The sequence below is a fragment of the Candidatus Hartigia pinicola genome (genome assembly GCA_020541205.1).
Lineage (GTDB): Bacteria > Pseudomonadota > Gammaproteobacteria > Enterobacterales > Enterobacteriaceae > Hartigia > Hartigia pinicola.
Genome location: CP048208.1, coordinates 1229253 through 1255844 on the forward strand (window position 1 = coordinate 1229253; position 26592 = coordinate 1255844).

Annotated in this window: 7 protein-coding genes and 1 rRNA gene; 6 read left to right on the forward strand and 2 right to left on the reverse strand. The window is 25.7% G+C overall.

Features of this window, described 5'->3' with window-relative positions; genetic code table 11:
- Nucleotides 1-1011 precede the first annotated feature (1011 nt).
- Complete coding sequence (gene lpcA / locus GFV14_RS02290) at nucleotides 1012-1623, reverse strand: D-sedoheptulose 7-phosphate isomerase (protein WP_457914064.1); 612 nt, start codon at nucleotides 1621-1623, stop codon at nucleotides 1012-1014.
- A 1091-nt stretch (nucleotides 1624-2714) separates the two neighbouring features.
- Between lpcA and GFV14_RS02295 the strand changes: the two genes are divergently transcribed.
- The 5 genes from GFV14_RS02295 (at nucleotide 2715) to smrB (ending at nucleotide 12920) form a co-directional block, all read left to right on the forward strand.
- Complete coding sequence (locus GFV14_RS02295; protein ID WP_457914065.1) at nucleotides 2715-3755, forward strand: tRNA/rRNA methyltransferase; 1041 nt, start codon at nucleotides 2715-2717, stop codon at nucleotides 3753-3755.
- Between the two features lie 2857 nt (nucleotides 3756-6612).
- Complete coding sequence (gene trkH, locus GFV14_RS02300) at nucleotides 6613-8064, forward strand: Trk system potassium transporter TrkH (protein ID WP_457914066.1); 1452 nt, start codon at nucleotides 6613-6615, stop codon at nucleotides 8062-8064.
- A gap of 16 nt (nucleotides 8065-8080) precedes the next feature.
- Nucleotides 8081-8614 (forward strand): menaquinone-dependent protoporphyrinogen IX dehydrogenase, encoded by a 534-nt coding sequence (gene hemG / locus GFV14_RS02305; protein WP_457914067.1) that lies wholly within the window; start codon nucleotides 8081-8083, stop codon nucleotides 8612-8614.
- Nucleotides 8615-9090: 476 nt separating this feature from the next.
- Nucleotides 9091-10631, forward strand: a 16S ribosomal RNA gene (locus GFV14_RS02310).
- Nucleotides 10632-12359: 1728 nt separating this feature from the next.
- The gene (gene smrB / locus GFV14_RS02315) at nucleotides 12360-12920 is read left to right on the forward strand and encodes an endonuclease SmrB (RefSeq protein WP_457914068.1); all 561 of its coding nucleotides are present in this window, start codon (nucleotides 12360-12362) and stop codon (nucleotides 12918-12920) included.
- A gap of 3231 nt (nucleotides 12921-16151) precedes the next feature.
- Here the strand turns inward: smrB and GFV14_RS02320 are convergent.
- Nucleotides 16152-17360: a serine hydrolase gene (locus tag GFV14_RS02320; RefSeq protein ID WP_457914069.1), complete on the reverse strand. Its 1209-nt coding sequence runs from the start codon at nucleotides 17358-17360 to the stop codon at nucleotides 16152-16154.
- A 4436-nt stretch (nucleotides 17361-21796) separates the two neighbouring features.
- Between GFV14_RS02320 and fldA the strand changes: the two genes are divergently transcribed.
- Nucleotides 21797-22324, forward strand: a complete 528-nt coding sequence (gene fldA, locus GFV14_RS02325) for a flavodoxin FldA (protein ID WP_457914070.1) — start codon at nucleotides 21797-21799, stop codon at nucleotides 22322-22324.
- Nucleotides 22325-26592: the final 4268 nt, after the last annotated feature.

Below are 26592 nucleotides of genomic sequence, written 5' to 3' on the forward strand. Positions count from 1 at the left end.
TATTATCGACATTATAAATTTAACTTTTAGTGTTCTTAAACAATACTTTAAAATCTCTCGCGATATGCATTAAAATATTAATCTCCATTACTTTAGATTTAAAGTATTAAACTTGAATAAATTTCTAAGATACATGTATTTAAGGATGCTTCTTGCGTCATGGACATTAATGTGTACCACAAACCACATAAAAACTAGAACATCAATAAGTGCAATAGTCTATTAAAACAGAACATATAGTAATTTATGTAACTTAGCACTAACTACAAAATAATAGAATGAACTTAAAGCTCAGCACTGTAATACACATAAATACAACTTTCCTCAGAATCTTGTAAATGTAATTATTTTCCTTAATCTTATTAAAATAAGACATATCTCGAGGAGTAAGATTAATGCTACTTCGTGATTCATCGCTCTTGGTATGTGAAGAATTTTTTATTTAAAAAATCATATTTGAATCAATACGCCCTACTACTGCTGGTAACATAATTGTAACTTATGTTAATAAAAAAAGGTTTTGTATTACTTTGAAAAATTACCTTATTCAAAATAAGGGTATAAAATTATATTTCGCTTTTTAAAGTATTGACTCAATTTGTTGAAATATACCTGCTAAACTAACTAAAAAACTAGCTATATAAGTTTACATATTCATATTAATTTCATGATTGATTTTATTTGCAAGTTTTATCAAACATGAATCAATCTATTAATAGTCTTTTACTAAAAATACTGAATACGCTTAATATAATTTCACGCAGTAAAATTTAGTTTATTTTTTGATAGAAATCTCTGATAATATATTTTTTAAACATACTACATCATCATAACATATTATTTGTAAATAGAAGTTTCCTAAACTATAAAAAACTATTAAAGTATTTCAATACCTGCTTTTAAATGCTTATACTTAGTTTTGATGATCTGAAGTTAATCTACACGATACTACAGAGATTCTAAAACTAGAATAAATATTAGTAAATGAATAACTACTTTATATTTAATAATTTACAGATTATTAGACTCTTTAAGATTGTGAAATGTACTGGCCATCTCTTTTTCAATCAACTGAATCAAAATATGAATCACTTTAATATGCATCTCCTGAATACGATCAGCATAACCAAAATATGGTACACGAATTTCAATGTCCGAACTATTCGCCATCTTACCACCATCATTACCGGTTAAAGTAATCACTTTCATACCTATTTTACGTGCCGCACGAATTGCTTTAATAATATTACTTGAGTTACCTGATGTGGATATACTAAAAAGTACATCACCTGCTTTCCCCAAAGATTCAATAAAACGCGAAAAAACATATTCATAACCAAAATCATTACTAACACAAGACAAATAACTAACATCAGAAATAGCAATTGCAGGATAACCAGGGCGATTTTCACGATAACGCCCCGTTAATTCTTCAGCAAAGTGCATTGCATCACAATGAGAACCACCATTACCACAAGATAATACTTTACCACCTGCTTTAAAAGAATCTGCTAGTAATACTGCCGCCTGCTCAGTTACTTCGAGATTGATGTCATCATTTAGGAATTTCTCCAACGTATCAACAGCTTCTAATAATTCAATACGGATCAAATCTTGATACATAAAAATTCCTGTTAAATGTCATAAATTTTGTATGGAGATAGATCACATCTAAATTAATAATATTTTTAGTTCTCCACTTTTATTTAAAGTACATTTTTTTCTATTGTAAATATCTATTAGATTTTAGATCTTTATTGTTTAATGAACTTTTCAAGACTTGTTTAGAGTGTTTTTAAGATAATTCTCTTATGTATTGTAATCAAAATAAATAGTAAACTAAAAATATTATTTAAAAATAGTTAAATAACTTGAATTCTAGTTTCTGAATAGCTGAAAACGAAAAACCTTAAAAAAATCAGCGTGCATTAACAATTTTACGCACAACTATATAGTGTCAAAACTATCTATACGTGTCGCGTGTACCCATAAATAATGTCATAGTATATGATGCTATGAAATATTTACATACTGTAAAGAAAAACCATGAGAAATATAACTAAACTACTCCTAGAGTAGGATGTAATAATATCTAGATAGAAAATCCACATAAGCAATAGTTGGAAACGCTAACATAATTTTTATAATTGTAATACATACAAAAAAATCAAGAATACGAATAAAGTTCTAAAAACTATAATACATATAACATTTTATATCAAAATTAATATTACAAATATAAAACACCTTAATATCTTTTAGATGTTACAGAAAATACGTTACATATTTAACTAACATGTTAGAAACATATTAACTATATAAGCTAAATATTTACAAATTATATATTTACACATATATTGAAATAACACACGAAATAAATTAGATCTTTTCAAGATAACTTTTAAGCATTCAATTATTGAATATAAAATAGGTTCACTATAAAATATTACTCAATGTTAAAACGTCATGACGTATGCTTAGGTAAAATCCTAAAATTTATGCAATTACTATTAATGATTTTATTATTACATAAAAAATACTCACGTAACTATTAGAACACATAAATAACTTTTTAGCCCGATCAATAAACTTTAACTGATTATTAAACTATCTGAAATTAAATGTAGGATTAAGCAATATAATATTCTTATTAATCAGCAATATAGAAAGAAAAGTTTCCATAATCTTTGCACCATATTTTAATAGAGGTAGCAATGAAAAAATTTCATACTGTAAATACTAAAAACAATAAAATAAAAGTAATGTTTACTCGTAATAAAAGTCAGAATAACAAAAAACGGAAAAGTCAATACGATAATAAGTATCATAATAATCTAAATGATACAAAAGATACTAATCTAAATGAGCATGATAGCAGTCAGAATAACTACAAAAACAACACACTCCTTCAAATTTTTCATTACCGCACAATCTTAAAACAAAATAATAAAACATTAATTAATAATCATAATAGTAGTTCAGATAACAGTCAAATTAACCAAAAAAAATTATGTAAACAACGTTTAGAAGAAACTCGTATTTACGGAGAAAATTCTTGTCAAGCGATATTTAAGAATCGTTCTAATGCAATTGTGCGTGCTTGGTTTTTACAACCAGTGACGCCACGTTTTAGTAATACTTTAAAATGGATGGCTGTAAATCGAAAAGCTTATCATGTTGTTGCTTTAGAAGAAATGAATAAGGTGTCAGGGACTAAGCACCATGGCGGTGTATGTTTTATAATTAAAAAACGTAATAGTATAGATGCAAAAACATATTTACAACAAGCATCAGCTACAGATTGCGTCCTAGCATTAGAAGATATTACCAATCCTCATAACTTAGGGGGTATCATACGTAGCTGTGCACACTTTAACGTAGAAGGTGTTATTTTACAAGATACGGTAATGTTAGAATCTGGTGCTGCAATGCGAACTGCCGAAGGTGGTTCTGAATATATCAAAGCTATTAATGCTGATGGGTTCAATATAACATTAAATCAATTTCATCACGCTGGCTATATTATAGTAACAACATCGAGTTATAAAGGTACCCAAGATATTGCTACAGCAATATTACCTAAAAAAATGGTATTGATTGTTGGTCAAGAACATAACGGTGTAAGCAATAATCTTTGGAATAAAGGTAACTTAAGTATATATATAAGTGGGACAAAAAAGGTGGAAAGCCTTAATGTCTCTGTAGCAACAGGCATAATCTTAGCTAAGTGGTGGCAACAAAATAAAGCTAAGTAACCACTTTATCATACATAAAGTCATATGTAGAAAAAATGAAATCACACTAAATTATTATATAGTTTTTTACTTTAGTAAATGTTGATATTGTCTTACTTTACTCACTATAACATAGTAATCATAACAATCAAAATACAGTATATCGGATAATAAAATTATTTTATTTAAAAGCGCATGATATTACTGTGATAAAATATTTATACTTAACTTTTATTAATAATGACCGAATATTTTAACTGAAAGTGGTATGTAATTTGTATGTATTCGATAATTGAGTATATTTTATATGCTAATAAAATAATAAATTAGTTATAATTTCAATGATGAGAATCATTACAATTAATTGCTACCATTTTATAGATATATATAAACCGTAATTATTCCAATATATTTTACTTTCCACCATTCATAATCAAGCAATTTAATATAACAAAAAAGCTTAGTATGAACTTAGTCTTTTAGTGCTCCTCCTTAATTCTCACATAAAAAATTTGTTTTTGAACAATTTAATGAATACGCTACTACTATATAATTAGTAAACTTTCAATATTAATAAAAAACAGTTATAGTTATCTAATAATTTAACAAGTACATGAGATTTTCTTAAAATTAATGCAATATTCATACATAATAATATTCAAAATCAACAGCAATAATATTAGTTAAAGTATTCAATTAATTATATTTTCATTATCAGTATTCAAAAATACAACTATGATAAGAAATTTTTCTATATGCGATATATGGTGAGTATCTCTATATATGCTTAAAATTAGCATACTAATAATACACTACTACTAAATATATTCTCAAAAAAAAGCATCTATTACCGTAAGAACTTGTAGATAGAGAAAAGTTATAAAAATACTTAGACTATTGAGGAAAGATTAAAACAATCTAGTTGGGACATATGTGTATTCGTACTGGCCAAAAGCACTAGAGATACTTAGAATCATCAATGAAAAACATTAAAAAACAGATATTGATCATAAACAACATATAATTTGAATAGAAAAGTTTATTATTTCAAACGACATATTTCGATAAATACGCTCAGTATTCATCTATAGTGTGTGTGATGCGCAGGAAACATCATGAAAATAACTACACATAATTAACGCTATATCTTAATATAATACAAGATATTACGCTTGCTAACTGTCGTTAAAATGATAGAAAATATAGCTAAACATAAAGAAACTCAAAAAAATATATATATATTTAACTGTAGTTGATATCTTTATAGATTATTCTTGTTTATTACCTTAAAATAATTAAAATAAATTTTCACTTTAATTTTTGTATGTAAAAATAAATCTTTAGAAAAATTTTCTAATAAAAATATAAATACTTCAACTAAAGTTAGTGTTATCATGATAAAACATTATAATATAAAATATATTTTATGCATTCAGTATAAAAATAGCAGTGTATATACATTTTATGTTATATAAAATTTTAAATAAAATGTATAAATGATTTATATGTAGTATACATCATAAGAGAGCTTTCTTTATGTAAAAATTATCACACTTAATAAAACTTGACAAATTTTACATTAAATTAAATAAAAATGACAAACAGTAAGTAAATTGTGTGGTTTTTATTAATATAAGTGAATTGCACGTCAATTGTGCAACAGATATAACAAAATAATATTATAATACAAAATACAAGTGATACTATAATACCACCTGTCAACCTAAATAAGAAAAATTGACATCAATTAATGTAATAAAATAGTTGTGTTATAATAATTTTTATGTAAAAATAAACTATAAATCATTAATTTATTTAAAAAATACTCTCTTCACATAATTAAGATAATTACTAAAATCTATGTCAAAACTATATATTATATTATGCTTTTCTGAATAAAGAAAAAAATTTATACAAAATTTTAATGAATGATTGAAAAGGTTTGACAGACAATTAATATAAAAATCTAATTGCAAAAAATATCTATATATTCATTGCATGTAAATGTTAGCAACAGTAATGATAATTACTATAGATAGTAAAATATTTTATATTATTATTTTCTTGTATTTTTGTAAAATATAAATAATCTATTTAATATACTTCACTAAGTGAAGTATAAGTGATTTACATTGAATAAAAGTATTTATATCAAAAATTACATAATAATTTATTATGATCAAATCAAAAATCGCAGTAAGATATTATAACTAATATGATGAAACAGTATTTTGTTTCTCCTTCACATATTTTTTACGGAAAGAATAAAATCTCTCTAAGAGTTAAAGAAACAGACCACTACAGTGGTTGTTTATAAAAATGTACATCCAAATTATCAAAAATAAATAGCCTACTATCAGTAGCAGTAGATGATTTTGATAATTGTTACAAAACATTCTAAAATTCCTAAACATTTTCTTTTAAAGAAATAAAACGCTAAAAGATAATACAGAAAAACTTATTATAACTCCTAGAAACTTAAGAAGACATTTAATAGCCATACATTTTTTATAATGTGCTATTTCGCAGAAAAGTATCTAGTACTAAATGGCATGTTCAGAGTTGACAAACATAACGCTCAAGAAGTTATAAACTGCTATCAAAGATACATTCAAGTATCCATTATATCTTCTATTTAAGATATAATGAAATTTTATTAGTACTATTTAGTAATAGCATCATAGGTTGATGGACAATAGTGCACATTGATTATCATAAAAAAATAGTTTATATATTACTATCCCTGCTTCCGATACATAAAAGATCAATGACAAATTATATGACATTGAGCCAAGAGGATAAGCTTTAATAATCAATATCTATGCTCATACCTCTCAACCCTACATATAGTCTATATGGTTAGCAAGGAATTAGCCGAATGCATTTTCGTGCAATAACCCGTATTGTCGGCCTGCTCGTTATAATCTTTTCTTTTACTATAGTTGTTCCCGGAATTTTAGCATTAATTTACCATGATGGTTCTGGACAAGCTTTTAGTCAAACATTTTTTACTGCTTTAGTAATAGGCTTGTTTTTATGGATACCAACTCGTAATGATAGGCATGAACTCAAAGCAAAAGAAGGTTTTTTAATTGTTGTTTTATTCTGGACTGTCCTTGGCAGTGTAGGAGCATTGCCTTTTATTTTTTCTGAAAAATTAAATCTTTCTATTACGGATGCATTTTTTGAATCATTTTCGGGGCTCACAACAACAGGTGCGACAACTTTAACTGTCTTAGATACACTTCCTAAATCAATTTTATTTTATCGACAAATGTTACAGTGGCTCGGTGGTATGGGGATTATTGTTCTAGCTGTTGCTATACTTCCGTTGTTGGGTGTTGGAGGAATGCAGCTTTATCGCGCTGAAATACCCGGACCACTCAAAGATAATAAAATGCGTCCACGTATTGCTGAAACAGCAAAAATACTCTGGCTTATTTATGTCTTATTAACTATTCTTTGTGCTATTCTTTTGTGGATCGCTGGAATGGATGTATTTGATGCAATTTCACATAGTTTTTCAACAATAGCTATTGGTGGTTTTTCAACTCATAATGCTAGTATTGGTTATTTTAACAACTCAACGATTGATATCATCATTGCATTTTTTTTAATTATCTCAAGTTGCAACTTTAGTTTACACTTTGCATTACTAACAGGTCGTAGCTTAAAAATTTACTGGAGAGACCCTGAATTTAAGGTTTTTATAAGTTTTCACTTAGCATTGATTCTTATATGCATACTCGTTTTGCTTTATTATTCAATATACATTACTTTTGAACAAACACTACACCAAGCATTTTTTCATGTTGTTTCAATGGCGACAACAGCGGGTTTTACCATAGACAGTTTTTCAGGCTGGCCATTATTTTTACCTATATTGCTTTTATGTACTGCTTTTGTAGGGGGTTGTGCTGGATCAACAGGCGGAGGCTTAAAGGTTATTCGAATTTTATTATTATTTCTTCAAGGCTCTCGTGAATTAAAAAGATTAGTCCATCCTAATGCGGTTTATGCTATTAAGCTAGGACAAAGAATATTACCAGAGCGGATTATTCAAGCTGTTTGGGGTTTTTTTTCAGCATATGCGCTAGTATTTATTATTAGCTTATTGCTATTAATTGCTACAGGTGTTGATGAATTTTCTGCTTTTTCTGCTATAGGGACTACCTTAAATAATTTAGGCCCTGGTTTAGGAACTTTTTCTGATAATTTTACATCTATGAACAACACTGGAAAATGGATTCTTGTCGTAACAATGTTATTTGGTCGTCTTGAAATTTTTACACTCTTAGTATTATTCACCCCAACCTTCTGGCGAGATTAGACGTACAGGATTAAGAATGAGTTATCTACTTTTATATTCAAGTACTCATGGTCACACTAAAAAAATAATTTTAAAAATTTCTGAACAATTAAAAAAATTAGGACACCGATGCGATATTAAAAATTTGAATACAGAAAACAATCTAAACTTATTAAATTATGATAAAATTTTAGTTGGTGCTTCTATTCGTTATGGGCACTTTAATAAATCATTATTGAGATTTTCAAAAATGCATCACTCTCAATTAAATGCAATGAAATCTGCTTTCTTTAGTGTAAATCTCATAGCAAGAAAAAAAGAGAAAAAAGAAGAAAATATAATAGAAACAAATTCTTATACACGAAAATTCTTAAAAAAAAGTCCATGGAAACCAACATTAAAGACAGTATTTTCAGGAGCACTGTATTATCCACGTTATAATTGGTTTGATAAAATAATGATTTGTTTTATTATGAAAATAACTAATGGGCCCACTGATCTAAAAACTACAGTAGAATATACAGATTGGAAAAAAGTCAATATATTCACTAACAAATTTGAAAAACTCTAGGATATGTTGCTTATAAAATAGTATTTTATATAATTCAATACATTTTTCATTCGATTAAAATAAAATATAAAAATTCTTGCTAGAATTATTTAATTCTATATACTTTACATTCACTGATGCTCAATAATGTAAAGTATAATATGATCAAAAACTAAAAAACATAAAAGAGAAATTGAGAATATCATAAAAAAATAAAAAAAAGCTTGACTTTCTTTATCAAAGATAAGTATAATTTATTTCAATTTACAGTATTAGAATAAAGAATTTGATTTTAAAAAATCAAATCATAACGCTCTTTAAAAATTTATCAGATAATCTGTGTGAGCACTCACAATACACTATCAAAAATATTTAACTGCTTAGTCTAGAAAATTGACTAATACGTCAATTCATATAAATAAACTAACAAATAGTTTATTTATACAAAAAACATCACCTACGTCAGTAGGAAATGTTTTGAGTATTTTAGAGAATTTTAATTAAAGAGTTTGATCATGGCTCAGATTTAACGCTGGCGGCAGGCCTAACACATGCAAGTCGAGCGGTACCAGAAAGAAGCTTGCTTCTTGCTGGCGAGCGGCGGACGGGTGAGTAATGTATGGGGATCTGCCCGATAGAGGGGGATAACTACTGGAAACGGTAGCTAATACCGCATGATCTCTAAAGAGCAAAGCAGGGGAACTTCGGTCCTTGCGCTATCGGATGAACCCATATGGGATTAGCTAGTAGGTGAGGTAATGGCTCCCCTAGGCAACGATCCCTAGCTGGTCTGAGAGGATGATCAGCCACACTGGGACTGAGACACGGCCCAGACTCCTACGGGAGGCAGCAGTGGGGAATATTGCACAATGGGCGAAAGCCTGATGCAGCCATGCCGCGTGTATGAAGAAGGCCTTAGGGTTGTAAAGTACTTTCAGTCGGGAGGAAAACGTTGATGCTAATATCGTCAACGATTGACGTTTCCGACAGAAGAAGCACCGGCTAACTCCGTGCCAGCAGCCGCGGTAATACGGAGGGTGCAAGCGTTAATCGGAATTACTGGGCGTAAAGCGCATGTAGGCGGATGATTAAGTTAGATGTGAAAGCCCTGGGCTTAACCCAGGAATAGCATATAAGACTGGTTGACTAGAGTTTTGTAGAGGGGGGTAGAATTCCATGTGTAGCGGTGAAATGCGTAGAGATGTGGAGGAATACCAGTGGCGAAGGCGGCCCCCTGGACAAAGACTGACGCTCAAGTGCGAAAGCGTGGGGAGCAAACAGGATTAGATACCCTGGTAGTCCACGCTGTAAACGATGTCGATTTGGAGGTTGTTTCCTTGAGGAGTAGCTTCCGAAGCTAACGCGTTAAATCGACCGCCTGGGGAGTACGACCGCAAGGTTAAAACTCAAATGAATTGACGGGGGCCCGCACAAGCGGTGGAGCATGTGGTTTAATTCGATGCAACGCGAAAAACCTTACCTACTCTTGACATCCAGACAATTTAGCAGAAATGCTTTAGTGCCTTCGGGCAATCTGAGACAGGTGCTGCATGGCTGTCGTCAGCTCGTGTTGTGAAATGTTGGGTTAAGTCCCGCAACGAGCGCAACCCTTATCCTTTGTTGCCAGCGATTCGGTCGGGGACTCAAAGGAGACTGCCGGTGATAAACCGGAGGAAGGTGGGGATGACGTCAAGTCATCATGGCCCTTACGAGTAGGGCTACACACGTGCTACAATGGCATATACAAAGAGAAGCAACCTCGCAAGAGCAAGCGAAACTCATAAAGTATGTCGTAGTCCAGATTGGAGTCTGCAACTCGACTCCATGAAGTCGGAATCGCTAGTAATCGTAGATCAGAATGCTACGGTGAATACGTTCCCGGGCCTTGTACACACCGCCCGTCACACCATGGAAGTGGGTTGCAAAAGAAGTAGGTAGCCTAACCTCAGGGAAGTCGCTTACCACTTTGTGATTCATGACTGGGGTGAAGTCGTAACAAGGTAACCGTAGGGGAATCTGCGGTTGGATCACCTCCTTACTATTGTGAAATGTTTTGTGTAGTGCTCACACAAATTGTCTGATATACGATCAAAAATCATTTTAACATATAAAAATACGTATATACATTATCTTTTCTTTTGTTTTTATTAAAACATCATATTTTTACTATAAAAACAAAATTATATTTTATAATATAATTTTGTTTTTATACTTTTATCAAATTAAAACATTTCACTTTCAGAGTTGTTTCAAGAATATATTATATTTATGTTTATATATATTGGTTTATTTAAAAATAAAAAACTCATTAAATAACATGACTCAAAAAAAATAATATTGACACTGATAAAAATTAACTAAAAAGAAGATACACATTTTATATTATTATAAAATTATAAAAATTAGTTTTAATATAAACTACTAATATTAATAGCTGATAAAAGATAAAATAAAAAAATTTAACACTCATTATAATAGAATTTCTCTCAATCCAAAAAATATATAAAAATGACTTTATAAAAATTTATTTAAAGTTAGCGGTAGATAACATAATCATTATAGACCTAAGTTAATTAGCATATATTCTCGATCATATAATATGAAGAATTTATCATAACATAATTAATATTTTAACTTGAAGTTATTATAATCCTTTAAACATACTATCTGCATCATCAAAACATTTCATTACTTATACAATAGATTAAAACTGATATTATAATTTATAATAATATATAACTCTTGGTAAAACTATTAATTATTATTACTACTGAACAGATAATTCATCTTACAAAAATAAGACAATTTATTCTATATCTTTATCGTATCACACTGTATTTAAAACAAAAAATCTTTACACCTATTATTGATTAAATTACACAAATTGTACATAAAAAGAAATCAACATGTTTTAAAAAACTATGTAGTGTTTTCATATTCAATATCAAAAACATTATAAAAACATAACAAAACGTCACTATATAAATAAAGTGATATTCAAAGACTCAATACTATGAAAATAATCTAGCAATACAAAGTGCATTTTGTTTTATTATCTCAATACATTCCATTGAGTATAATTATTGTAGATCATTCGAAAAAATTTTATGCATCTTTCTGTTATCCTCTAAAATATTTGAAGAGTATGTTAGTGATATTTGTGTATTCTTAAAATTATTAAACCAAAAATGACTTATAGTAATTACAATGTTATAACAAAAGCCTTAAATATCTATCTAGATATGTGTTTATTTGAAGAGGAAAATTTTAGATGTATTGTAGTTTTTTTTCAAAAACTGCATATTGTATTGTTCACTTTTCAGTATTTGTATTTTCAGTGTCCATAATGACAAAATAGTATAATAATTTTTAATGAAAACTTTACAAACTATTAACAATTATTTGTAGATACCGAATCCAATTAATGTAGTTTTTTCTAAAATCTAAAATAATGATATTCAATGCTTTTATAAAAAATTATGAAATTATATTTCATGAAATTCACTTGTTTTTGGTATATAAAAAATACAAAAAAACTTTTTACATATGTACTGTTAAAGTCGTGTATATGCACTTTCTCGAAGAGAAAATAAATCTAATAGAGCAAACTATTTTAAACTTATATAACTACTTTAATAATAACGATGAGAGAATAAAATTTAAAAAAAGATTTTTATAGTCTCTTATACTTAAAATGATAATAATCATATCACACCATATATTACACTAACATAAATAAAATTTATCATAAAAAGATTATTAAAAAATGAACAAGAAATTTAAATTAAAAGAAAATGATATTAGTCTCTTTAAACAAGCAGTGCGTGGAACAAAAAAAATTCACCAAGATCAGATCTTACACACACCTATACGCACTAAATACACCCCGATATTAAATGAAAAAATAAAACAAAAACAAATTGATATGTTATTTTATTTTTCAGATGAATACCAACCAAAATTAAAAAATGAAGGACCAATGCGTTATTTAAAAGCGAATTCTAATCCTTATGAATTAAGAAAATTACGTCGTGGTGATTATATTCCTGAATTATTTCTTGATTTACATGGTTTGACACAAATGGAAGCTAAACAAGAAATTGGAGCATTAATTGCTGCTTGTAACAGAGAAGATGTTGTTTGTGCTTGCATGATGCACGGCCATGGAAAGCATATTTTAAAACAACAAACACCACTATGGTTAGCTCAACATCCTGACATTATTGCTTTTCATCAAGCTCCTAAAGAATGGGGTGGTAACGCCTCATTATTAATATTAATTGAAACATCAGAAAGCGCAAGACGCTCAAACAGTTTATTAATTTAAAGAGTTTCACACACTTTAAAATAAAATCTAATCTTTTAAAGATTACTTATTTAATTGTCAGTATTTGAAAAACTAGCGTTTAATTAAAATAATTAATTATTATAAAAATAACATTTCACTAATAAAATTAAGAATGTATTAAAAATTAAAAACAATCTTATCTAATTAAAATTCAGAGAATAATAATTAACTAATCATTATAGTACAACTAATATTTTATTACCTGAAAATATTGTAATCTCATATATCTGCAACAGAAAACTTTATAATATTACTTATGTATTAATATATTTATTTTCACTCCCTTTAAAATATACAGTGTACTACAAATGACCGCTAAGATTAATGCAGCATATTAATTCAAAATAATGTATACATGACTAATGTATTAGTCATATTAATTTAACTATTATTCGTCAATATTGAATTATTTTTCTATAAATATTTATGATATCAAAAATAGTCAAAAAATATTCAGTCATCATAAAGATAAATATACAATAACATGACGCAGAAGCTATAATAACCTCACTATAGAAAAAGCAAAATACTTTATTCGTTAAGCTTAACCTGTTTAATTTTTAAAAATAAACCATTTGACATTTAAAATAAATGTAAAATCTCTGTAGTAAATTTTACACAGTATAAACAATATTTTATCATTTTTAGATTAAAGTTTTATAGACTTGAAAATATATATTATGAAGACTCTATGTAAAATTTTTTCTGTGCAATATAAAATAATAAATATCAGAGTAACAATCCAACATAAGTATTAAAATATTATTTCGAATCCTTACAAATTGACTAACCTTCTTCAAATTAGAAGATAGAATTTCAATAACTTAACGTTTAAGAATAAATCTTTAAAGTATTGATACGCCATTTTGAGATATGTGAGTATGATTTAATTACACATGAATCATTTATAAAATGATTTTTATGTAGAGTAAAAAGTTTAGATGGTTATTTTATTTATTATATTAATTTTCATTACTGAATAAATGTAATATATAATTTCTATTGTTTGCTGAGGTATATTTCTTAAATATTCATTATAGCTTTTTAAAAATCATATTGATATTCCTAACAGTTCACCGAATAAAGAATTAGAAAACTAATTTTTATTTTACCATTGATAATATATTGAAATATAAGTTATTTTTTAATATTATCTCAAGAAAAAATTTAAATTTTTATCTAATAATTTCTCTTCTCATTGTATAAAATCATGACATGCAATACTTCTTACTAATATCGTACACCGAATATAATGCTATTCTGCTGTCTCTGCATTTAATTACTATCATTATTTCAAAACAATATTCATCAAAAAAATTCACTTACTACAACACGAAGAATCACTTAGATATATTATATCTAATGATATTAACTCCTACATAATGATTAACAAAACAGTCGTAAACACTACAAACTAATATGTTTATTACTTAGTAAATAATGTGAGTTTTACTTATTAAATTTAAAGATTAAATATGAGTCATAAAAACGGAAAGCTAAAACTCATCAGTATTTTAAATAAAGTTTATTATGAAAGATATTTCTTTAGTTTCATCAAACTTCAAAAAGGTGATCTAATGCTTTTCATAAAAAGATGATAGTAATTTATTTTAGATATACACTTATAATAAACATTATTAGAAAAGAACGGCATCAATAACGCATGATTTATTTATCTACTAATTTTACCCTAATTTTCCTGAAAACGTCAACTTTGTCAAAACGCTTAAGTACAATTTTTAAAATTTTTAAATAATTATAATAATTATTGTACTTTACATGTGGATTCAAAAACTAATAACACACAAAAATACTTTTTTAACAATTAAATGATGCATTTTAACATGTTGAAGTAAGCATATTTAATACGCGATTTTTATACTGTATAAAATAAATAATGTTTTTTAAATTTAATTCTTTAGACTTTTCAGAGATTGTATGAATATAATCGGTAAAATATTTATCTAGACTATAAAATAAATTATTTTAGTAAATTGAAGTAATCACTATATAATACAAAAATAATATTTTTAATAATGTACATAAGTTGTATGAATGTGCTAATATATGATTTATTATAGAAGTTATAGAAAAAATTTATAGAAAGAATAACATGAGTATACCCTCTTGAAGATCATGCATACTCTGTACTATTATGCTAATATTTAGATAAATGCAGGTAAATATTGCTTTCATAAATCAAATGAATACTATTTATACATTATAATTTTACTCTCTTAAATATTTTCCATTCTTCCTTACTTATCGATAAAAATAGTTTTGATAAAACTCAGCGTTATTTGATCAATGATACAATGTTTAACTCTGTTTTTATCTGAATTTACTGTCTGATAATTATATTTCTTCTACTAATCTTCTAATATCATTATATATTTAAATCAACACAGTAATATAATTTATTTATCAAAGAATATCACTTAAGAATACACATTTTACATCTTTATTATTTTATATTGTATATTTATATGCGCATAAAACAATTATAAAATTTCAAATACATATTAATATTAATAAACAAACTATACAACAAATATAGCTCTTCAAATTCATAATTTTAATCAAAAAAACTTATTACCAATAATATTAATTGACTTTTTGAAATATTCACATGTAATATCTTTAATATTTATTAACATTAATTATTTAATATACAATATATCTTTAAAAGCTGAATAAAAAAACATTAAGTTATTTAAGAGTCATTTTTTAATATCGTTAATACTGAAAATGAATATTATATCTTAATTCTCTAAAAAAAGATTACATGAGTGTTAAAGAATGAGATAATATAGTCATATAATTTATATAAATAACTGAAACAAATGCGTTTTTATAATTAATATTCTACATAATGATTTTTTTATCCTTTTATAAAATTCTATTCTATATAGAAGATGTAAAAATTTTAATATGCATATAATAAATAAAAATTAAAATAAATAGTAATTACTTTAGTGACTCAAGATTTAGCATCTCGAAAATATTTTTTCATTTTATGATATGTAATCATTTCAATAATTTTATTAAACAAATATACTATACTTTTCTTATCATTTCATAAGTATATCAGTGTGTAATAAGCATATCAGTATGAAAACTTTAGTAGTTTAATGAATATTTTCTAATAGATATTCGTGTTATAATATTTTAAAATATACTACATGCATACAGTATATCATCGATTACAAGCTATCTCCACCAGCGATAGAATAGTAATTTAATATAATCAATAACACGACTAAAACAACTACCTTCTTCAATATCTTTTAGTACTACTAATGGCAGTTGAAGGGTCTGATTATCGAACTGTAAGTCAATGATACCAACTTTCTGTCCTTTTATAAGAGGAGCTTTTAGCTCTTTAGTCAAAATATTATAACTAGCTTTCAGATCTTTCAGACGCCCACGTGGGATAGACAATACTAAATCTTCAGTAACCCCGAGCTTAACATGTTTTTTATCGGCAAACCAAACAGGACAAGAGATAAATTCAACGCCTGCTTTTAATGGTTTAACCGTTTCATAATAACGAAAACCATAGGTTAAGAGTTTTTTAGTTTCTGAATCACGTACTTTTATGTTTTTTGCACCCAATACAACAGAAATAAGACGCATTTTATTTTCAGTGGCAGATGTTACTAAATTAAATCCAGAAGAAACAGTATACCCAGTTTTTATACCATCAACAGACAAACTTTTATCCCAAAGCAGTTTATTGCGGTTAAACTGACGAATATTATTAAACGTAAATTCTTTTTCTTTATATATGGCATACTCATCAGGTATATCACGAATCATAGATTGGGCTATTAACGCCATATCACGTGCTGAACTATATTGACCATAAGCATCTAAACCATGAACATTTTTGAAATGAGTATTCTTTAATCCAAGTTTATTAACATAATCATTCATCAAGCGTACGAAATTAACTTGATCGCCAGCAATATAATCTGCCATTGCAACACACGCATCATTTCCTGATTGAAGATTAATCCCACGCGTTAACTGAGAAACAAGTACACGATCACCGGGCTTTAAAAACATGAGAGAAGAGCCTTTAAATACTGGATTACCTGTTGCCCACGCATCTTCGTTAACAGTGACTATATCTTTAGAAGTAATATTACCAGACTTGATAGCTTGACCAATAACATAACTAGTCATTATTTTTGTTAAACTTGCAGGATCATATCGTTGATCTGCGTTTTTTTCAAGCAAAACTTTACCTGAGTGATAATCAAGTAAAATATAAGCTTCTGTATCAATTTCCGGCGAAGATGAAAGAAAAATATTTGGAAAAGATTCATTTGCATGTACAATATTTACAAGAGTGAAAAGCAGTACTATACCAAATGAAATATAACGATTATTGTATAATGGGAAAAAATTATTCATAGTTGTATTATAAGAACCTATTCAACATTATTTTATTGCATAGCAACAAGACGATAAATATCATTTTAACAAACTACACACAAGCGTTCAAACACCTCTTTTATAGTTCTTCTACATTCTCCAACATTTTCCAAAATAAATTTACATACATTCCAGAATATAATGTTGAGATATCAAATATGAAATATGGAGTGCATTATATTTCCTTATCTTAATAATTTTTTTGAATATATACGATATATTATTAAATAAATTTTATTAATATAGCGTCATCAATTAATACATTCTTTATATATATAATTAATTGTATTTAAATTAAAGTTATGATAAAATTTTTTTTCTATAATATAGCTTAATATGACTCTAATAAATTATATAGAACAACCTTAAAGTATCTACCCTGATGTATTCTCAGATTCTAGACAAATTTATCTAGATTTATTGCCTTTTTAGAAGTTACATGCTTTTAAGCTATTCGCATAAACAATTAAAAAAACTCTGTTAATGTTCGATTACTATGAGTAAAAATTGCGCAAACACATTTTTACATTTTTTTCTAAGTGAATATTGAGCGATATTTTTGCATTTTTTTCTTCTTGAAGTTTAAAAGAATAATATATGGTACTATTTCCTTAAAACAGTAATAAGGTGTATATATTATTAAAAAATATTTTTAACAATATGAAAATATAGAAAATATATTATACACATCTACTTTTTCGTAACATGTCTATTGCCTGACAATAACTAAAAAATTTACTTTATCAAAACTGATTTGAAATCATCTCACTATTATATGATAATGTCATTGCAATAGAACATATGAAATAATTCAATTTAAAATATGCCGTATAAACTCTGATTAATATTTTCTCTAATATTTATTATCCTACAAGTGATATAAATACACTAATGAAAGAATAACTCAATTTAGCGATTGGGTTAAGTTTAATAGTTACTTTCGCATTATATTATTTTTAATCTATTTAGCAGAAATCTATACATTAGATTAGACTATCATAATGTAAAAAAAATTCACAGAAATATTTTTCCAAATAATTATCCTTTCAGAAAATTCATTTTTCACTTAGAGTATTAATGTTAGCAATATGTACTGCTGTGATGTTTTGAAGTAAGTTATTTATGTGTTTTCAGTCCTTAGCTATTTAATCAATTTCTTAGATAAATAACAATATCAATATTAAATATAAAAAACAATAATAAAAAGAATTCTTTCTATTTGTAAGATTTCTTACTTGATATAATCTTTTTGTATATCTACGATATATTGTCAACACAAGAAATTCTATTCATATTAAACTAGACATAGTAACATTATATTAATTGTTATTAAAAGTTAATATTGAGTCTTTAAATATCATATCTAAACAAATACGCAACTACATTTAATGTGTTTTAAGTTATATACCAATTTTCTAAAAACTGTCTGCTTCCGCTTCAGGAGATATCTCTCAGATTATCAATCTATTTAAATATTATTAACTTTTATTAAAATAATTTATTTTATTTTAAAATATTTCAATATTTCACTTAATAAGTGCTGAATTATTTATTTAAATACAACTACACTAAATTGAATATAGCATCTTAAAAGTCGTTATAGAAGTTCTGCTTCATATGCATAGCAGATCTTTATCAAAATATAAAGACTAGAAATTTGCATAGCTCTGTAATAAAATTGAGTCATTTATTATAAATTTATAAGTAATAAGATGACCTTACACACTTCATGTATTTTTTGTTGATACTAAGTTAATTATTATTAATAATAATCAATAATATCATACATAAATCAATAAAATAATTAAAAATTTTATCAAATATATTTTTCTAGAATTTTAATACTAATAGTTTAGTTTCGAGTAGTGATTAATATAAATTTTACATCATCGTTAAATTATTTTACAATAATAGTTATCAACCTTCTAAATTAACATTCTCTTATTTTTTCCGTCTCACTCGATTGTTCCTTGCATGTTATTTTGTCTTCAATTTGGATTTTTAGGTTTCAATCAATCTCTAACTTAGATATATTTATGTACTATATATCTAATAAAAACAAATATATTCAGGTATTATCAATCTATTTAATGTTGGCTATATATAAATAAACAACCTTGCATATTATTTAAATATAAATCAATATAACGACTAACAATTTTACTTCACAATCCGTAGATTCAATAGAATTAACTTGACACTCACGATTGCGATACAGATATATAAAAAACTAATTTATATTTTTACTCTCACTTATTTATTGCTTATGTATTTTATATATACAGATAAAAGTTACTGCAAGTCAAAAATTTTTATTTATTCTACAATAATCTCTATGACTTTCTTTCCTAGTTATACACATCAGTAAGTTAATATACTCCTTATAGCTAAGCATTTATAATACTACTTTAGCATATCAACTTAAAAAGCACAGTATTATGTTTATAATATGTCCTGAAATCACTACAGAAACAAGATTTTATACAATAGCTTAGACGTTTTTAAAATATAATTAGAGGTTTACATCCTGTAAGTATTATTTCATTAAGCATAATATCTTCATGCGAAAGACATACGGATTTTACACTCATAATATATTATACAGATTGTATAAAATATTTTTTAAATTTATTAGAAGTCCTGATTACAATCATTCTCATTACAGTATATACTTATACATTAAATGTAAGACAATTTAGTAAAATTTATAACATTTTAGTTTTTCTGAATTACAATATCTAGTCAGCTATTTTTATTAAAGAAAAATTTTAAAACTTCTTTACTTAGCTCAAACATGCTTCAACGTACTAAAATTTAATTTTTCATAAAATTCTATGATTCATTTTTATTAAAATTATATCTTTATCTAAGTGTTAGATCTTTATTATAAAAGAATTTTTTATAAATCTATTATACTATTGTTTAGGTATGCGATATTATGAGAAACTTTATCATTATATTTCATATCATTCATATGATGATAATATGAAAAAGATCATAAAAATCAAAAGAAAGCATTATCATTAACCGTTAAATGTTTAGTACTTTTAAAATCACGATGTACTTGTTTATGCTCAATGTGCAATATTAAAATAAGTCATACAAGTAAAACAATAATATGAATAACTGAGTTGTCAACTAGTGTCACTGATTCATCTGTTGCTACATCTTGTGCGATAATAAAACTAAAAATTATTATTATATTAAACAATTTACTATTATTGTAACATTCATTTGATTCTCAAAGAGAAATTAAATTTTACTAAATAAATTTTCATCAAATATATCTAAAATTATTAAAGAAAAATAATAAATACATTTTAACTTTATTATATAGGTAAAAATACGATCAATCGTCTAGAGCTGTGAATTAACACATAAAAATATACAGTACTGTTGAGTTTGTGTAATTTTATATTAAAAAATTTACAACAACTAAAGAGGATATGTAGAGTCTAAATATAATGCAGATCACAGATTAACTATATAAAAATAAAAATATTGATTTTTATATGATTATCAGATATTTACTAACTATAATATAGTTTTAAAAAAAATAAATACCATTCACCACTTTATTGATTTTACGTAAAGATATATACTTCAGATTGATATTTTTAGAGTTAATTATTACTATAAAATCTTTTTATTAAATATTATAATACTTTCAAAGTAAAATAAATGAATACCATCTAAATCAGTAGAATGAATTTTCTTATTATATTTAGTAATATAAATAAAATATTTCTGCATGATATATATCATATACTATATGTATTTATTTAGGTTTCTCAATGTAATGCATCTAGACTGATGCGCTGATCCTGAAGTGTTAAATTATTAAACTAACAATAAATTAGCCGAACATTCCCTGGAATATAGAAAGCTATGAGAAGTATTTCAATACTCATATTCAACTTATTGATGTAATATTTATTATCTCAGTGTTGTAAAAAAATCTTGAATGGACTCTCAGAAGATTGAAATCAAATTTATCAAAGTCAATAATTATAAATACATATTTTCTTTAATAATACGGAGCATGCATAAATTTGTAAAAAAACAAATACATTAATAAAATACTGATCGTTTTAGATCAATTTAACTATTAATTATTTTCACTTGACAAAAAACTATAATAATCAAACAAGTCTGTAAGAAGATTTTACATATTAAATATGTTATTGTATATGCTATTTCATATTAAAATATCTAGTTTAAAGAAAAACTAATTTTGTTATACGGAATTTATTCACTGAGGAATAAATAGATTGATCAACTTAAAATCAGACCACTTTTTTATGATGAACTATTAATAATCAATAAAATTAACTAATACAATTAAAATAAAATTAAGAAACTAAGTTACATTACATTTTATATTCTATTACAAATTTGAAGAGGTCGTGAACTATATGGCAGTCATAGGTATTTTTTTCGGTAGTGATACTGGAAACACAGAACGTATTGCGAAAATCATTCAAGAAAAATTAGGTAAAGATAATGCTAAAGTTCATGATATAGCAAAATGTAGTAAAAAAGACATTGACGCTTTTGATATTTTAATTATGGGTATACCAACGTGGTATTATGGTGAAGCTCAATGTGATTGGGATGATTTTTTCCCAACCCTCGCAGAGATCAATTTTCTAGGAAAAATTGTTGCTTTATTTGGATGTGGTGATCAAGAAGATTACGCAGAGTACTTTTGTGATGCTATGGGTGCTATTCGAGATATTATTGAACCAAGAGGTGCGGTAATTATTGGCCATTGGCCTACTGACGGTTACTATTTTGAAATATCTAAAAGCATGGCTAATCATGATCACTTTATCGGACTCGCTATTGATGAAGATCGCCAGCCAGAACTAACAGAAGAACGAGTGAATACTTGGATACAACAACTGAAAAAAGAAAATCTTCTAAATAATATTCTCAGTTAATTAACAAGCGTATAGATCATTAATAATTTATTCATTATACTTTTACAGTCACTTACAGTTACACAAAAATTACTATTTGAATTTGGTTCGAAACTCTTTTACTTTTTTATGATATGTTCACGTTTTATTTTAATTAACATATATTTAATACTAATAACAACAACCTTAAAATATTAACAAACTTCTTTTAAGGTTTACACTATAGTCACTCTTATAATAAGAAAATAATGAACCTCTATGTTTTATTTCTATGCCTATCATTATAAATTAGTCTAAAAAATAATTTAATGTCTCTTAAAAATATTTTATTTGTGTTAAATTTATGATTTGAAATATAATATGAATACGTATAATAAATAAAAATTACAAATACTAAACTCACAATGACTGATTCAAAGTAAAAATCTGTCTTTGATCTTACTCAATAAAATTATCATAATCATTTAATTTTTTAACTGATAGAAAATTATTAAATATACTGATAAATTCATTAAAACATGTTAGGAAAATATTTCAATACGGCCAGAGTGTTTAACTATTTAATCATAGCTTATATGTGATGATCATGATTAAAATAGCTACTCTAGTACAAATTAATACACATATGACTAAAAAATAACATGAATTACTATTAATAGCTCCAAAAAACTAATCTCTAAAAACAAACTCAATGAGTTTTGACGATTTATACCAAAAATTACTTATAGATTTCTATAAAAATAGCACATTTATCAAAAAAGTTTTGACTATAATTTTTTTATTTTTTGCGTGGGAAAAGATTAAATTTACTACAATCTTTATCATAAAATCAATATAACTTTAACATTGTGCATATTCAATGTAAAATATATTACATTTAGTCAAAAATAGGCTCAATAATAATAAGCTGTTTAATTTTACACTTATTTAGTGGAGATATGAATTAATCTGAAAGATTTTTAGAGAGGTAACTGACATCTTAATACAATTTCTCCCTGTAACTTAAGATATGTTTTAAATATTTAGCAGCATTAGTCCACATTCTCTATAATAAATTTATCGCCAACATATACCTATCATTATTAATGATGAAAGATAGAATAACACATAAAATAGCTGATGCTCAATATTTAGATTACCATTAGATTTTTATAAGAATCTAATATATTCAATGTAAATATTATAATAAAACTATTATTAGTATAAGTAATGACAACAATGCTAGCATCATCAGCTTTATGAGCAGTTAAAAACTATATACAGCAGCTTCAAGAGCATGCATTAATTTCAGCATGTAAGTATATCTTACTAATTTTGAAATTTTATTTAATAGAACAGTCAGAAATTAATTATTCATTGGTGTTTAATGGAGCTTAATCTGATTTCACATTCTAGCATAGTTAATCAGTAAGATCATAATTAATAAATATATGCTTCGATAACAATCTAAGACAATATGGAAAAATATAATTTTATAGTTCAACAAACTAGTAAACATCTCATTTGTTAAAACTCTTTCTGACACTCAATTAATCACCACTGATATAGTTCAGTATTTAAATTTTAGTTAAGAATACAATTTGACCACTCTTATTCAAAGAGCTTACTAATAATATCATCGACCTAATTTTGAGTAGATATTAATATATACTAATTGGACAAGAACTTAGATTTTCATTTTCGTATCTGTTATCAATATATTACACTTTAATTCCATATTGTTTTACTTGATATGGTTCAATATCTTCATATAACTTAAAAATTTTCTATGCTTACTACATATTTTTTCTGATATGTATTAGACTGCGATAAATTTTAGACCGACATCTGTTTATTATCTAGCCTGAGTAATATATCTAAAAGTGTTATTAAACCATACAGTATTATTAAATAAATAATTTTAATCACTTTAATACTAGAAACATATAACGATCTGTATATTTTAACAGGATCATAATAAACAATAATAAGATGAACTGTTAATATACCTCTACGACATACTTCATACATAGAACTTACTTATGTTTTTATTACTTAGTTATTCATTAATTGTATTGATTTTAGAATAATGTTATTTTTAGATAAGAATTTCCGTTAATTAAAAGTATTATTACTTTACAATAAATTCTAATTCATTAGATAACTGCACACAAGTATTCAGGCAATATATTAAAGACTGCATTGAATATTGTTATAGTTAGTATTGATACTTAGCGATAGAGTGACAATACATCTAAATGTTTTTAGTAATCATAGGAAAAAAATCTAAGCGGCTAAAATTTTTAACGATTATACATAACTATTTAAATTCTGTGAAGATTTTTTGCAAAGTTCTATATAGTGACTGTAACAAAAACATATATTATAATATATACAGTAATATTTCATACTAAATTATCTAAATATCATTTTAACTTTTCTAAATTTTTTTTCGTATTATTGTCGTTCATAACGATAACATAATCGTATCGAATCACATAGAGTATATTTATATGAAATGTATATTCAAGGAAATATCAAAGAAATATTTTGACTTCTGTTACTTTCAATCAGAGATTTTAGATAAACATTGTAATTTTTAAAAAACATCTTTTGGACTAATTAATATTCGAAAAAATTTCTTAGTTGTGCTAAAATTACATACTTCAGTAAAAATTAATATTCTTTTTAACATTATTATCTCTGCTGTTAAAATCTCAAAAATCTTCTTGAATAAATTATTTTTAATAAAACGCTAATAATATTTTATTCACTATCCAGCATAACATAAGAATATATGTTAGTATTTATCTTGCCCTTTAATATTATACCGATCATCTAATAACGAAAGTCATTCAGAACAAAAAATACAAGTTAGTATCAAGTATCATGCTCTTGCTAATTTACACACTAATAAGTTATATGATACTCAATATTAAATTTTATAATAGCTCATTAAGTTAAGATAAAATGACATCAATAGCATTAATTTTATTAAATAAATACTATTTACAGTATTCTTTTTAAAATATGTGATAGTAGTTCTAAAACGTGTGGTATTTAAAGAGTGGTGTTATTGTATCGTCAAGACAATGTGAAAAGATTACTGATACTTAACTTAATGAAATTATTTGTAAGATATTATAGACAATAAATAAAAATAATTAATAAATTTCATATATTACTATAAGTAAAAATAAGCTAAATACTTAAATCAAATATTAAGATCAGATTTCCTTCAGATATTTCAGTTGTCATTACGAAAAATCTGAAAGCCACTCAACAGAAAATTGTTAAAATTAATTTAATTTAACAATTTTGCTATCTAACGACGAACTGTTATTTTACTCTGGAATATTTTACTTCGTTTAGCTTTTCTTATGATGATTATAAATTATTGACTATAATATACTTTTAAAAACGGTTACTGTTAATACACTATATTAGTGTTATAAAAAATATTTTGATATAGCTATTTTATGAGGGATCATGCATTGTACTGCTAAGTAAAAGTAATACTACAACCTGGAGAAAATCTTGATAACTAAGTGAAGTGAATGTAGTGCTTACATATATCACTTTTGTTTATTTAAAATATTTTATTTATCATTATGTCATCAATAAAAATACAACAAGAATTATCATCACTGTACTCATTAACAATATAGATAAATCTTTATGCAATTTTAATACTAAGTTAATAACGTTTTTCTTAATGAGAAAAAAGTAAGAAAACATCAGAAAGATCTAGATATATTTTTTCAATAAATTATTTCGAAAATTAGTATAATTGTTGAATACATGTACCAAAGTAGCTAATCATGACTCAGCAATATAGTTCATGTTTTATCTATACTTAAGCTTAACTAAAACCAAAAACGGAATAAAATAATACTACATAAATTAGTACTATTAAATAACGTCTTATTTCTTAAAAATATATTCAGATTTTTTTTAAAAATATTATATTTCTTATAGAAATGAGAAAATTTATATTAGCATGATCAGTTTATAACTATTTTAAAAAAAATTAATGCATTATTGCTCACTATTCAATATATATCACCTTATAAAATATAATATATATTTATCCACAATAGAGAGTAGTTGTTAACAACTAATTTTCCTCTCTCTTTTTTCAAAAGAGATTTATAATATATTACTATTTTATAGCTTTACAACCGTCAAACACAAAGATAAGCCTAATGCAGTAGGCATTTTAAAAAGTATTTTTTAATAATCCTATTAATAATAATAAAAATATTTAAACACTTTTATGATCATTCATACATTAAAACCTTAAAAGTATC